This window comes from Aeromonas sp. WP2-W18-CRE-05 (assembly GCF_014168615.1).
In the GTDB taxonomy this organism is placed as follows: Bacteria; Pseudomonadota; Gammaproteobacteria; order Enterobacterales; family Aeromonadaceae; genus Aeromonas; species Aeromonas caviae.
This window is the reverse complement of the sequence record NZ_AP021917.1, coordinates 4,827,815-4,840,374: the sequence shown is the minus strand read 5'-3', so window position 1 is coordinate 4,840,374 and position 12,560 is coordinate 4,827,815. Positions and strand designations below refer to the sequence as shown.

Here is a 12,560-nt window from a genome sequence, read left to right as displayed (position 1 = left end):
GATGTCACAAGGAAAGGGACGTCATGAAGCTGGTGTTGTTCATATGGATGGGTTGGTTGTGGCTGGCGGCCCCGGTGCATGCCGACTCCCCGCCGCAATTGCAGGCTCCCCTGGTGGCGGACGAGGGACTGGAGGGGCATCGGGCGTACCTGGACGGCCGCATGGCGCTCGGACAGTTTGATGCCATGGACTCGTTGCTCGAGACCCTGTCGGTGGGGCAGCGGGAGTTCCTGTTGTTCCAGTTGCTGGGTGAGCTCAAGTCATCGGGCGCACCGAGCCCGGCGCTGCTGGCCTGGGTGCGGGCACAAGCGGCCAAGGCGCCACAATGGCTGGTGGAAGGGAAGGTGGATGGTTTCCTGGTACAGCTACCCGCCTACGACTTCCCCGCCGAGGCCCGGCTGGTGCTGAGCCACTGGCAGCAGCTGGCCTGGCAGGACAACTATCGCCAGTTGCTGGAGCAGGATCGCTTCGACTTCAAGCAGGTCTACTACAGCCGCAATCCCGAGCTGACACAGCAGCAGCAGGCCCTGCTGGCGGTGCTCGATCGGCAGCCGGTATCCGTGCTGCGCCGGGAGGCGCAGCGGCTTGCCGCCCTCAATCTCTTCCTGCCGGACAACCAGTTGCTGCTGTACTTCATCGAACAGACCGGGGAGACGGCACTCTACCTCAAGCTGTGGCGTCAGCCAGTGGATCACGATAGCCTGACTGCACTACACACCATTTCCCGCTTTTATTCAGGGCAGGAGGCGAGCGATCTGCTGATCGCCGCCAGCCAGAACAGCCGCCTGATGGTCCCCGCCCTGCATCAGCTCAGCCGCCTCTCCCCCTTGCCGGACGGGGCCCAGCAGTTCCTCCTGGCCGAACTCGGCAAGCACCAGTATGGCGGGCTGGTGGCCGGCCTGTTGTTGCAGATGGACGAGCCCAGGCTCCTGGGTCAATTGGCAAACCGGCTGACGCTTCAGGAGCGGCGACACGCCTCGTCCGTCATGAGGTCCGATACGGGTACACCGGATACGCCGCCAGGGTTATAATGCGGGACCACCTGATCCCGCTGGGGTACTTGCATGAAATACAAGGACTTGCGTGATTTTATCGCGCAGTTGGAACAAAACGGACAGCTCAGGCGCATCAGTCGCGAGATAGACCCCTATCTGGAGATGACCGAGATCAGCGACCGCACCCTGCGGGCGGGCGGGCCTGCCCTGCTGTTTGAAAATCCCAAGGGCTATACCATGCCGGTGTTGACCAACCTGTTCGGCACGCCGGACCGGGTTGCCATGGGCATGGGCCAGCCCAACGTCAGCGCCCTGCGCCAGGTGGGGACCTGGCTCTCCTATCTGAAAGAGCCGGAGCCGCCTCGCGGGCTCAAGGAGCTGATGGAGAAGCTGCCCATCTTCAAGCAGGTGTTCAACATGCCGACCAAGCTGCTCTCTTCGGCCCCCTGTCAGCAGGTGGTGCTGGAAGGGGGCGCGGTGGATCTGGATCAGATCCCGATCCAGCACTGCTGGCCCGGGGATGTGGCGCCCCTGGTCACCTGGGGTCTGACCATCACCCGCGGTCCCTACAAGAAGCGGCAGAACCTCGGCATCTATCGTCAGCAGAAGATCGGCAAGAACAAGCTGATCATGCGCTGGCTGGATCATCGGGGCGGCGCTATCGATTTTCGCGAGTGGCAGGAGGCCCACCCGGGCGAACGCTTCCCGGTGGCGGTGGCGCTGGGCGCCGATCCGGCGACCATCCTGGGCGCGGTGACGCCGGTGCCGGACAGCCTCTCCGAATACGCCTTTGCCGGTCTGCTGCGGGGCAGCCGTACCGAGGTGGTGAAGGCGCTGAGCTGCGATCTGGAAGTACCCGCCAGCGCCGAGATCGTGCTGGAAGGCTATCTGGAGCCGGGGGAGATGGCCCCCGAAGGGCCTTACGGCGATCACACCGGCTACTACAACGAAGTGGACGAGTTCCCGGTCTTCACCATCACCCACATGACCATGCGCCGGGATGCCATCTACCACAGCACCTACACCGGACGTCCGCCCGATGAGCCGGCGGTGCTCGGGGTGGCGCTCAACGAGGTGTTCGTGCCGCTGTTGCAGAAGCAGTTCCCCGAGATCGTGGATTTCTACCTGCCGCCGGAGGGGTGCTCCTACCGGATGGCGGTGGTGACCATCAAGAAGCGTTACCCCGGCCACGCCAAGCGGGTGATGCTGGGGGTCTGGTCCTTCCTGCGCCAGTTCATGTACACCAAGTTCGTGATCGTCTGCGATGACGACATCAACGCCCGGGACTGGAAAGACGTGATCTGGGCCATCACCACCCGGATGGATCCGGCCAGGGACACCACCCTGATCGAGCACACCCCCATCGACTACCTGGACTTCGCCTCGCCGGTCTCCGGGCTCGGCTCCAAAATGGGGCTGGATGCCACCAACAAGTGGCCGGGGGAGAGCAATCGGGAGTGGGGTCAGCCCATCGTCCAGGACGAGGCGGTAAAGCAGAAGATCGATGCCATCTGGGACGAGCTGAAGATCCTCGACTGAGGGATCCCCGATGCGGCGCGGCCATTGTGACGCAAAAGTGCGGTATTGCCGTGCCGAATTGGGTATGCTCGACGGACCTGACCACCAACTGGTCGCCATAAAAACAGTGAAACCATGAGCGAAGCGGGCCGGGCAGGCCCCTCACAAGGACAAGAATGCAACGTATCAAGTGCCGCGTAGAGGAACTGCGCGAATATGTCGACACCATCTGGCACGTGGCGCTGGCGCCGCAGCAGGAGGTGAGCTTCAAGCCGGGCCAGTATCTGCTGGTGGTGATGAGCGATTCGGACAAGCGCCCCTTCTCCATCGCCAACTCGCCGACCCGCTCCGGCGTGCTGGAGCTGCAGATCGGTGCCACTCCCGAGAATGCCTATGCCGGTCAGGTGCTGGCCCGCATGCGCGAGCAGGGAGAGATCGAGGTCGAGCTGGCCGCCGGCAAGGCGTTCCTGCGCGACGAATCCCCCCGACCGCTGATCCTGATGGCGGGCGGCACCGGCTTCTCCTATGCCCGCGCCATCCTGGAATACCTGATCGGCAGTGGCAGCAAGCGTCCGGTGTTCCTCTACTGGGGGGTACGCCAGGCGCACTGGCTCTACGAGCTGGAGCAGATGCAGCAGTGGGAGCGCGACTACGCGCCGCTGACCTTCATTCCCGTGGTGCAGGAGCCCGAGAGCGACTGGACCGGCAGGACCGGGCTGGTGCACAAGGCCATCATGGATGACTTCGTCAGCCTGCATGACTACGACATCTATGTGGCGGGCCGATTCGAGATGGCCGGTGCCGCGCGGGAAGAGTTCAAGGTGCTGGGCGCCGAGCCAGAGCGCATCTTCGGCGATGCCTACGAGTTTATCTGACCACGGCCAACCGCAGTGCGTCGATCTGCCCCCTTATCGTCTTGCGAGAGAGGGGGGATGAGAAACTCGTTGTCCCCATAAAAACGACAAACCCCAGCCTGGCTGGGGTTTGTGCTATCTACGGCGGGTCACGCCGGATCATTCGCCCTTGGCGGCGAGCTGCTGCTCGAGCTGGGCCAGCTTGGCCTCGAGGGCGGTCAGCTTCTCCCGGGTGCGCAGCAGCACCTTGGTCTGCACGTCGAACTCCTCGCGGCTCACCAGATCCAGCTTGTTGAGCTGGGCCTGCAAGACCTGACGGGTCTTTTTCTCCACCTCTTCACCCATGCTGCGAATGCCGGGGGGCAGGGCGTTGTGTATCTGTTTGGCGATCTCTTCCAGTTTTTTCGGGTCGATCATGGGGGTCTCCTTAAGCAATGGCGCCATTCTACCGACAAATCGTCCCCTTTGCCGAGATCGGGGCGGCTTTTTGCGCCATGGATCCCATCGGGCTCTGGTCGGGTCTGGTTGATGCACCCTGGCTGCTACCCTGTGACACCGGGAATCAATTCCAATTCCTTGATGGTGTACACAAAAAAATCAGATCAGATGACTGACCAGAGGCTTATTAATTGTTGCGTTGCTGTTAATATGATTCGGTCGGGTTTGAACCCTACCCCGTCAGGCTCATCATGGATAACAACATAAAAGAGATAAGGATATGAAGAAAAAGCTAATTTACGCGGCCGTCGTCAGTGCGCTGCTGAGCGGTTGTGGTGGCAGTGACGACAACACAGGCGATACCTCAAGCTATCTCGATTATCTGCTGAGCGGCTCCAATGCAGTCCGACCCAGCGCCCTGGCAGCCCGTGCGACCGACGGTACCCTGAAATTCTCCACGGAAACGGCGGATCTCTCCAACCCGGTGTCCGCCCTCTCCACCCTGGATGGCTGGTCGACTACCCAGGCGATCCAGATAGTGCCGGTGACGGCCTCCGGCATCTAGGTCAAGGCGCCGGCCGCTGCTGAATTCGCAGCCTCCGTGGCACCCCTCTACCTGATGGAGCTGGAGTTTGACAGTGCGGCCCTGCGTCCGAGCGGCGTGAAAAAGGTGCTGACCTACGGGGTGGACTTCGTGGTGGCCGAGACGACCGGCAAGCTGAATCTGGTGCCGCTCAAGCCGCTCAACCCCTCTTCCTACTACATGATAGTGGCGACCGATACCCTCAAAGACAGCACGGGTGCCCCCCTGCGACCGGGTAGCGACTACAGCAACTACAAGACCAGCACCGGCAGCAACGCCCAGGAGCAGACCATCAGCGGCCTGATTGCGCTGCAGGAAGGGCTGTTCAAGGCTGCCACCGGTATCACCAGCGACCACGTGATCTTCTCCGACTGGTTCGGTACCCAGTCCGGCGCCGACGTGCTGGTGGCGGTGAAAGGGGCGGCCGCATCCGTGCTCAAGAGCCCGACCCTGGACGCCGCCGCTCTGTGGAAGCAGGACGCCCTGGGCAATACCAGCCTGCCTGGCACCTATACCCTGTCGGTGAGCGGCGGCAGCCCCTTCCTGACCCAGCTGGACGCCGAGAACTTCCTGCCCCAGGAGCAGAAGGATGCGATTGCCGCCGCTTTTGGTGACGGCACTCCACTCCACAATCTGGCCTTGGGTACCACCGTCTACAGCGGTACCGTCAAGCTGCCCTACTTCCTCTCCTCCCCGGCCACCGCCGGCTCCTGGGACAAGGCGAAGACCCAGTCCTGGCACGGTGCCATCCCCAGCCTCTACGCCATCGCGAACGCCCTGAAAGCCCAGGATGCCGAAGTGATCGGCGGCCTGGTGGGGGCGGGCGTGGATCCGGCCCTGCTGGGCGAACTCATCGCCGATCCGAGCCGTCAGGCCGAGCTGCTGGCGGAGGCGAGCAAGCTGATCGGGGTGACCCTCACCTCCGGCGGCAAGGCGCTGGATCCCGAGATGAACATCGGGCGCTTCAACCCGCTGCCGGCACAGGAAGAGGTGCAGTCCGTCCCGATGCGGATCTTCGCCGCCGCACCGCTGGCGAACATCACCGACGTGATCATCTATCAGCACGGCGTCACCTCCGTGAAGGAGAACGCCTATGCGCTGGCCCTTGGCCAGATTGGTGCCGGTGCCCAGGCGAGCAAGAACGTGGCCGTGGTGGTGATCGATCATCCGTTGCACGGTGAACGCGGCTTCGCCCTGACCGGCAGCATGGACTCGGTGACCACCTCCGACAACCCGACCCCCTACCTGAACCTGAGCTACCTGACCGTGGCCCGCGACAACCTGAAACAGAGCGTGGCGGATCTGCTGGGCCTGCGTCTGGCAGTGGGGCTGGCCAATGCCAAGGGCGCCATCGGCACCGCAGGCAGCCTCAAGGTACACTTCCTGGGTCACTCTCTGGGTGCCATCGCGGGGGCCAACCTGCTGGCGGTGGCCAACCAGTCTGTTGGCAACCCGACGGCAGACGCCCTGTTCAAGTTCGACACTGGCGGCCTGGCCATGCCGGGTGGCGGCATAGCGCCGCTGTTGCTGAACTCGCCGACCTTCGGCCCGACCATCCAGATGAGCGTGCTGACCGCTGGCAGTGCGGCCCTGAAGGCAGCCTTCACCGCCTATGCCCCGAACTGCAAGACGGCGGTGCCGACCTGCTTCGTCAACGAGTTCCTGCCGAGCCAGGATGCGGCCACCCAGGCCACGGCGGCCAGCACCCTGCAGAGCTACAGCTTCGCGGCGCAGTCGGTGCTGGATTCGGCAGACCCCATCAACCTGGGGAGCGGTATCGCGGCGGACTTCCCGCTGTTTGCCACCGAAATCGTCGGCGACGGCGCCCTGAGTCTGTCGGATCGGGTGATCCCGAACAGCATCGCCACCGCCCCGCTGGGTGGCACCGAGCCGCTGTTCAAGGTCCTGGCCCTGCAACCGCTGACCGCCACCGGCGCCGCCAACCACAGAGCGGCCCGTTTCGTGGCCGGGGGTCACAGCTCGCTGCTGGCACCGGACGAGAACTTCGATCCGACCGGCGCCGTCACCACCGAGATGCAGACCCAGTTCGGCAGCTTCTTCGCAAGCGGCGGTACCGCGGTCAAGGTGACCGACGGCAGCCTGCTCAAGCAGTAAGCCGGCCGACCAATAAAAACGCCGCCCCTTGGGGCGGCGTTTTTTTATGGCAAATCGGCTCAGGCTGGCCTGTGGTGCCTGTCCAGCCAGCCCTGGGCAAGGCCGATCAGCAGGCCCGCTAGGTGAGCCATGTTGGTGGTCGCTTTGGTTACCGAGCAGTTGCCGGCAACCAGGCCTCACCCCGGCCTGTGGTGCCTGTCCTGCCAGCCTTGGGCAAGGCCGACCAGCAGACCCGCCAGGTGAGCCATGTTGGTGGTCGCTTTGGTTGCCGAGCCGTTGCCGGCAACCAGGCCTCACCCCGGCCTGTGGTGCCTGTCCAGCCAGCCTTGGGCAAGACCGACCAGCAGGCCCGCCAGGTGAGCCATGTTGGTGGTCGCTTTGGTTACCGAGCAGTTGCCGGCAACCAGGCCTCACCCCGGCCTGTGGTGTCTGTCCAGCCAGCCCTGGGCAAGGCCGACCAGCAGGCCGACCAAATGGGCCATGTTGGCTGTGGGGGTGCCGAGCATGTCCAGGAAGCCGAGCACCAGCCAGACCAGCATGAAGCCCATCAGGGCTGGCGGCATGGCGAGGCCGCAATCCGGTTGAAGCCTGGTTCGCAGCCAGCTGTAGCCGAGCAGGGCATAGACCACCCCGGAGAGGCCGCCAAAGCGCGGGCCGCTGACAAAGAACTCGGCGATATTGGGCAGGGCAGCCCCGACGATGAGCAGTATGAACAGCTTGCCGCTGCCGAGGCGCTGCTCTATCTGGCCACCGAGATACCACCACCACAACAGGTTGAACACCAGGTGCAGCACCGAGAAGTGGATGAAGGCCGGGGTGACGTAGCGCCAGGCCTGCCAGTCGGTGAACTGGGCCAGGGTGGGGTGGAAGGCGAGCTCGTCGAAGATGGGCAGGCCGATGGCATCTAGAGCGTAGATGGCCAGGCAGGCGATGATGACCACCAGGGTCAGGGGGCCCGCCTGGTGGAGGAAATCGGTGACCGGATCCGTCATCCCCTTGCTGTAGTCGATCCGGGCATCGGCATGGCCGGATTGCCAGGAGGCCTCCATGTAGCGGGGGTGATTGGGTTCGCTCAGGAAGCGCTTGACCTCCTGCTGGGCCTGGGCGAGGCGCCGTTCGTCTGCCAGCCAGACCGAGACGCCAAGCTCTGACTGGGTCAGCTCGCACGGAATGCCCAGGGTAGCGAGATAATCCACCAGCGCCTGGGCCATGCGGGCGTCACCCAGCACCAGCAGTTGGATCATGCCGGTGGAGGAGGAGCGACCCGCCTCTGTCATGCGTCCCCCGCCTGGATGGGGAACTCCCTGCGCCAGGCCTCGAAACCGCCATCCAGGCTATAGACCTCGTCATAGCCTTGTTGCAGCAGGTACTGGGCCGCCCCCTGGCTGCTGTTGCCGTGATAGCACATCACGATGACAGGGGTATCGAAGTCCACCTCGTTCATAAAGCGAACCAGGGTGCCGTTGGTGAGGTGGAAGGCGCCGACTGCGTGGGCCGTCTCGAAGGATTGGGGATCGCGAATGTCCACGAGACGGGCTTCGCCTGCGCTCAGCTTCTGATGGGCATCCTGGGCGCTGATATGGGCAAACTGGTCCATTGAGATGTCCTGAAAATGGAAGGTTGAAGGGCAGTTTACCGCAAGCGGCGGTTTGCGCTAAGTGTGCAATGGAGGCGGCATCCAGGGGATCGCAATTTTCTTCAATATCGTGCCGCCCGGGCCGGGTAGGCTCGGGCTTCCCTCAATTGAATGAGCATCATCCATGGAATTCAGTCTGCTGTTATCCATGGCCGGGTTTGCCCTGGCCATGTCCATCTCCCCGGGGCCGGTGAATCTGGTCGCCCTTGGCACCGGCGCCCGGTACGGTTTCACGGCCAGCCTGCGCCACGTGGTGGGGGCCACCCTCGGCTTCATCCTGCTGCTCCTGCTGATGGGGCTGGGTCTTGGTGGCGCCCTGTCCCGCTGGCCTGTGGCGCTGGGGGCCATTCACTGGGGCGGCGTGCTCTTTCTCGGCTGGATGGCCTGGCAGTTGCTGGTGGACAGCGGCGAGGTGAAGGAAGTAGAGGGTGTGCCCCCCGCCTTCTGGTACGGGGCCTTGATGCAGTGGCTCAATCCCAAGGCCTGGCTCGCCGCCAGCATGGGGATGGGAGCCTATGGGATCGCGGGCGGCATGAGCCAGATCGCTTTCTTTACCGGCATCTATCTGGTGATCTGCCTCGGCTCCATCGCCTGCTGGGCCTATGCGGGCAGCCGATTGCAGGGGTGGCTGGTCTCTCCCCGCCGGTTGCGCTGGTTCAATCGGGCCATGGCGCTCTTGCTGCTGCTCAGCGCCGCCTATCTGGTGCGCTCGTCCTGAGGGACGAGCTGCGCTCTGTACTGGCCCGGGGTGGCTGCCACCCGGCGTTTGAACTGGCGCTGGAAGTGGGCCTGATCGGCAAAACCGCTGGCAAGGGCCACTTCCGCCAGGGGCTGCCCCTGGCGCAGCAGGGTGCGGGCGTGGCGAATGCGCTGATCGAGCAGGTAGGCGTGGGGCGTCATGCCGTAATGGCGGCTGAAGGCGCGCACGAAGTGGGAAGGGGTAAGCCCGGCCACCGCACTCAGCTGTGCCAGGGTGAGGGCGCAGGCACTCTCGTCCTGCATCAGCTCGGCGGCTCGCTGCAGGTGCTGGGGAGGGCGGTCATCCCACTTGGCCGGGGTGAGCCTGGCCAGAAGCTGGCGGCTGAAGAGGTGGCAGGCCACTTCGCGAGCCAGGGGATCCGGCTCCGCCACCAGTTGCCGATGAAGCCGGCAGAGCCCCTGGTAGAGCAGGGGATCCCGGCTTGCGGTCATGTCGAAGGGGCGAAACGCGTTGCCGAGCCCGGCCTCCTCCTGCTGGCGCTGCAACCAGAGGTTGTCGATGTAGAACATCAGATAGGACCAGGGCTGGTCCGCGACGGGATTGCAGGCGTGCACCTCTTCCGGGTTCATCAGCACCAGGCTGCCGCGGCCGACCTCTTGCAGGCTGCGCTGGTTGAGGTAGTGGCTGTGGCCGCCGGTGATGGCGCCGATGGAGAAGTGGGGGTGGCTGTGCTTGTCATAGCAGACGCGCCGGCCATCCTGCACCGCCCGCGCCTCGATGAAGGGCAGGGCGGGATCGTGCCAGAAGTGGTGCTGATCCTGCGTTGCCCGCGCACGGCTCACAATGTGCTCCTCGGCGGGGGGCTGTTCCCCTGCCTGGCTCGGGGAGCGCGGCAGGGGAAGGGTGACGATGGTAGCTGCATCCTCAGCCGCCGAGATAGGCCTGGCGGACGGCGGGGTTGGCCAGCAGGGCCTCTCCCGTGTCTTGCAGCACCACCCGGCCGTTCTCCAGCACATAGCCGCGATCCGCCAGCTTGAGCGCCTGGTTCGCGTTCTGCTCCACCAGGAAGATGGTCATCCCCTTCTGGCGCAGTTGCTCTATGGTGTCGAAGATCTGCTGGATGACGATGGGCGCGAGTCCCAGGGAGGGTTCATCCAGCAGCAGCAGGCGCGGCTTGCTCATCAGGGCGCGGCCGATGGCCAGCATCTGCTGCTCGCCGCCGGACATGGTGCCTGCCCGCTGCTCCAGCCGCTCGTGAAGGCGGGGGAACAAGGTAAATATCTGATCCAGCAGGCCGCGCTGCTCCGCCTTGTCGACGAAGAAGGCCCCCATCAGCAGGTTCTCCTCCACCGTGAGGCGGGCGAAGATGCGGCGCCCCTCCGGCACCACGGCGATGTCCTTGCGCATGATGCGGGCGGTGGTGAGAGAGTCTATCTGCTCCCCCTCGAACCAGATGGAACCGCTGCTGGGCTTGGGCTCGCCACACAGGGTCATCAGCAGAGTGGTCTTGCCGGCGCCGTTGGCGCCGATCAGGGTGACGATTTCCCCCTCTTTCACCTCGACGCTGACGTCGTGCAGCGCCTGAATTTTGCCGTAGTGGGTCGATACGTTGCGAAGTTCTAACATCTTTTTGTCCTTACGACTCGCCCAGATAGGCCTTGATCACCGCCGGATTGCTGCGGATTTCGTCCGGTTTGCCGTGGGCCAGCGGGGTGCCCTGGTTGACCACGAAGATGCGGTTGGAGATCTCCATCACCAGCTTCATGTCGTGCTCGATCAGCAGCACCGAGACCCCGAACTCGTCCCTCAGGTTGGAGATGAGCTCGTTGAGCTCGTCGGTCTCCTTGGGGTTGAGGCCTGCGGCCGGTTCATCGAGCATCAGCAGTTCGGGCCGGGTCGCCATGCAGCGGGCGATCTCGAGGCGGCGCTGCTGGCCGTAAGCCAGGTTGCCCGCGGCGCGGTTGGCGAGATCCTTGAGGCCCACCTTTTCCAGCCAGAAGGCGGACTGCTCCAGCCCCTCTTTCTCGGCACGGCGGAAGGAGGGGGTCTTGAACAGGCCGGCGATGAAGCCGGTATTGAGATGCCTGTGCTGGGCCACCAGCAGGTTTTCCACCGCCGTCATCTCCTTGAACAGGCGCACGTGCTGGAAAGTCCGCACAATGCCCTTGCGGGCGATGAGGTGGCCGGGCAACCCCTGGATCTCCTCACCCTTGTAGCGAATGACACCGCCACTCGGGCGATAGAAGCCGGTCAGGCAGTTGAAGATGGTGGTCTTGCCCGCCCCGTTGGGGCCGATGATGGAGATCACCTCCCCCTTTTCCACATCCAGCTTGACGCCGTTGACCGCGAGCAGGCCGCCAAAGCGCATCGACAGATCTGAGACATCCAACAATGGTTGATTGTTGCTCATTTACGCAGCTCCATATGGGGTCGACTCATGGGCAGCAGTCCCTGCGGCCGCCAGATCATCATGAATACCATCAAGAGACCGAACATCAGCATGCGATATTCGTTGAACTCGCGGGCGAGCTCCGGCAGCACCGTCATCACGATGGCCGCCAGCACCACCCCGATCTGGGATCCCATGCCCCCCAGCACCACAATCGCAAGAACGATGGCCGACTCGATGAAGACGAAGGATTCCGGGCTGATGAAGCCCTGGCGCGAGGCGAAGAAGCTGCCGGCAAAGCCCGCGAAGCAGGCGCCTATGGTGAAGGCGGTCAGCTTGATGATGGTGGGGTTGAGCCCCAGGGACTTGCAGGCGATCTCGTCTTCCCGCAGCGCCTCCCAGGCACGGCCGAGCGGCATGCGCAGCAGGCGGTTGATGACGAACAGGGTGACCACTACCAGCACCAGGGCCATCAGGTAGAGGAAGATCACCTTGTGGTTGGCGTTGTAGGCGATGCCGAAGAAGTCGTGGAAGGTGCCAAAGCCCCCGTCCTTGACGGTGCGGTTGAACTCGAGCCCCCCCAGGGTCGGTTTCGGAATGCCGGAGATCCCGTTCGGACCGCCGGTCAGGGTGGTCATGTTGTTGAGCAGGATGCGGATGATCTCGCCAAAGCCCAGGGTGACGATGGCCAGGTAGTCCCCCCGCAGCCGCAGCACCGGGAACCCGAGCAGGAAGCCGAAGGTGGCCGCCAGCAGACCGGCGATGGGCAGACACTCCCAGAAGCTCAGACCGAAGTAGGTGTTGAGCAGGGCGTAGCTGTAGGCGCCGACCGCATAGAAGCCGACATAGCCGAGGTCGAGCAGACCGGCGAGGCCCACCACCACGTTCAGTCCCAGCCCCAGCATGATGTAAATCAGGGTGAGGGTGGCCAGATCGATGGCGCCGCGAGAGGCCATGAAGGGCCAGCTCACCGCAAACAGCAGCACCAGCACGGCGGTGAGGTTATAGAGCTTGGGGGCCTCTTCGGGGCTTGGCAGCACCAGCTTGGTGAAACCGACGGAGAAGCCGCTGATGGAAGCCTGGAACAGCCGGCTTATCTGGCCGCGCAGCATCTGGAACCAGAAGACGATGGTGGCGCCCCCCAGCAGCCAGGCCAGCGACACATCGAGGCGGCTCACCACCAGCAGGCGGGAGCCATCGGTCTCCAGCTTGAAGCCGAGCAGCCAGAAGGAGAGCACCAGCAGCACCAGGCTGGCGATGCAGGCATGGATAAATTGACGTTTCATCAGACTTTCTCCACTTCCGGACGGCCGAGAATGCCAGTGATGGTCA

The 12,560-nt window shown here is 63.9% G+C and carries 11 protein-coding genes and 1 pseudogene; 5 read left to right on the top strand and 7 right to left on the bottom strand.

Annotated elements, in window-relative coordinates; all coding sequences use genetic code 11:
- The first annotated feature begins 23 nt into the window (after nucleotides 1–23).
- The 3 genes from H7R73_RS22670 to fre all read left to right on the top strand — a co-directional run bounded on the left by H7R73_RS22670 (nucleotide 24) and on the right by fre (nucleotide 3,388).
- Nucleotides 24–1,031, top strand: coding sequence for a hypothetical protein (locus H7R73_RS22670; protein WP_103261014.1), 1,008 nt, complete (start codon nucleotides 24–26; stop codon nucleotides 1,029–1,031).
- Between the two features lie 33 nt (nucleotides 1,032–1,064).
- A complete protein-coding gene (ubiD, locus tag H7R73_RS22665) occupies nucleotides 1,065–2,534 on the top strand; it encodes a 4-hydroxy-3-polyprenylbenzoate decarboxylase (RefSeq protein WP_182951420.1) in 1,470 nt (489 codons plus the stop codon).
- Nucleotides 2,535–2,689: 155 nt separating this feature from the next.
- Nucleotides 2,690–3,388, top strand: a complete 699-nt coding sequence (gene fre / locus H7R73_RS22660; protein WP_010672373.1) for an NAD(P)H-flavin reductase — start codon at nucleotides 2,690–2,692, stop codon at nucleotides 3,386–3,388.
- A gap of 138 nt (nucleotides 3,389–3,526) precedes the next feature.
- On the opposite strand, the gene ubiK is transcribed toward fre, so the two are convergent.
- Nucleotides 3,527–3,784 carry a ubiquinone biosynthesis accessory factor UbiK gene (gene ubiK, locus H7R73_RS22655; protein WP_010672374.1) on the bottom strand — a complete coding sequence of 86 codons (258 nt, stop codon included), beginning with the start codon at nucleotides 3,782–3,784 and terminating at the stop codon, nucleotides 3,527–3,529.
- 301 nt (nucleotides 3,785–4,085) lie between these two features.
- On the opposite strand from ubiK, the pseudogene H7R73_RS22650 reads away from it, so the two are divergent.
- Nucleotides 4,086–6,503: pseudogene (locus H7R73_RS22650) on the top strand (VolA/Pla-1 family phospholipase).
- 410 nt (nucleotides 6,504–6,913) lie between these two features.
- Here H7R73_RS22650 and glpG read toward each other — a convergent pair.
- Together glpG and glpE are read right to left on the bottom strand one after the other, a co-directional pair.
- Nucleotides 6,914–7,747 (bottom strand): rhomboid family intramembrane serine protease GlpG, encoded by an 834-nt coding sequence (gene glpG, locus H7R73_RS22645; protein ID WP_029313427.1) that lies wholly within the window; start codon nucleotides 7,745–7,747, stop codon nucleotides 6,914–6,916.
- 29 nt (nucleotides 7,748–7,776) lie between these two features.
- Nucleotides 7,777–8,100: a thiosulfate sulfurtransferase GlpE gene (gene glpE, locus H7R73_RS22640; protein WP_042079198.1), complete on the bottom strand. Its 324-nt coding sequence runs from the start codon at nucleotides 8,098–8,100 to the stop codon at nucleotides 7,777–7,779.
- Nucleotides 8,101–8,263: 163 nt separating this feature from the next.
- Between glpE and H7R73_RS22635 the strand changes: the two genes are divergently transcribed.
- Nucleotides 8,264–8,857: a LysE family translocator gene (locus tag H7R73_RS22635; protein ID WP_232092720.1), complete on the top strand. Its 594-nt coding sequence runs from the start codon at nucleotides 8,264–8,266 to the stop codon at nucleotides 8,855–8,857.
- Here the strand turns inward: H7R73_RS22635 and H7R73_RS22630 are convergent.
- The 4 genes from H7R73_RS22630 to H7R73_RS22615 all read right to left on the bottom strand — a co-directional run bounded on the left by H7R73_RS22630 (nucleotide 8,836) and on the right by H7R73_RS22615 (nucleotide 12,514).
- On the bottom strand, nucleotides 8,836–9,681 hold the full coding sequence (locus H7R73_RS22630; RefSeq protein WP_103261011.1) for a helix-turn-helix transcriptional regulator: 846 nt from the start codon (nucleotides 9,679–9,681) through the stop codon (nucleotides 8,836–8,838). The two genes, H7R73_RS22635 and H7R73_RS22630, sit on opposite strands and share 22 nt — an antisense overlap.
- A gap of 82 nt (nucleotides 9,682–9,763) precedes the next feature.
- Complete coding sequence (locus H7R73_RS22625) at nucleotides 9,764–10,465, bottom strand: ABC transporter ATP-binding protein (protein WP_010672380.1); 702 nt, start codon at nucleotides 10,463–10,465, stop codon at nucleotides 9,764–9,766.
- A gap of 10 nt (nucleotides 10,466–10,475) precedes the next feature.
- Complete coding sequence (gene livG, locus H7R73_RS22620; protein ID WP_010672381.1) at nucleotides 10,476–11,249, bottom strand: high-affinity branched-chain amino acid ABC transporter ATP-binding protein LivG; 774 nt, start codon at nucleotides 11,247–11,249, stop codon at nucleotides 10,476–10,478.
- A complete protein-coding gene (locus H7R73_RS22615; protein WP_048209328.1) occupies nucleotides 11,246–12,514 on the bottom strand; it encodes a high-affinity branched-chain amino acid ABC transporter permease LivM in 1,269 nt (422 codons plus the stop codon). The genes livG and H7R73_RS22615 overlap by 4 nt, the downstream gene beginning before the upstream one ends.
- Between the last annotated feature and the right edge of the window lie 46 nt (nucleotides 12,515–12,560).

Excerpts from the sequence above, each read along its gene's own strand:
- H7R73_RS22670 (WP_103261014.1), top strand. The coding sequence starts at position 24 with ATGAAGCTGGTGTTGTTCATATGGATGGGTTGGTTGTGGCTGGCGGCC.
- ubiD (WP_182951420.1), top strand. The coding sequence starts at position 1,065 with ATGAAATACAAGGACTTGCGTGATTTTATCGCGCAGTTGGAACAAAAC.
- fre (WP_010672373.1), top strand. The coding sequence starts at position 2,690 with ATGCAACGTATCAAGTGCCGCGTAGAGGAACTGCGCGAATATGTCGAC.
- ubiK (WP_010672374.1), bottom strand. The coding sequence starts at position 3,784 with ATGATCGACCCGAAAAAACTGGAAGAGATCGCCAAACAGATACACAAC.
- glpG (WP_029313427.1), bottom strand. The coding sequence starts at position 7,747 with ATGATCCAACTGCTGGTGCTGGGTGACGCCCGCATGGCCCAGGCGCTG.
- glpE (WP_042079198.1), bottom strand. The coding sequence starts at position 8,100 with ATGGACCAGTTTGCCCATATCAGCGCCCAGGATGCCCATCAGAAGCTG.
- H7R73_RS22635 (WP_232092720.1), top strand. The coding sequence starts at position 8,264 with ATGGAATTCAGTCTGCTGTTATCCATGGCCGGGTTTGCCCTGGCCATG.
- H7R73_RS22625 (WP_010672380.1), bottom strand. The coding sequence starts at position 10,465 with ATGTTAGAACTTCGCAACGTATCGACCCACTACGGCAAAATTCAGGCG.
- livG (WP_010672381.1), bottom strand. The coding sequence starts at position 11,249 with ATGAGCAACAATCAACCATTGTTGGATGTCTCAGATCTGTCGATGCGC.
- H7R73_RS22615 (WP_048209328.1), bottom strand. The coding sequence starts at position 12,514 with ATGAAACGTCAATTTATCCATGCCTGCATCGCCAGCCTGGTGCTGCTG.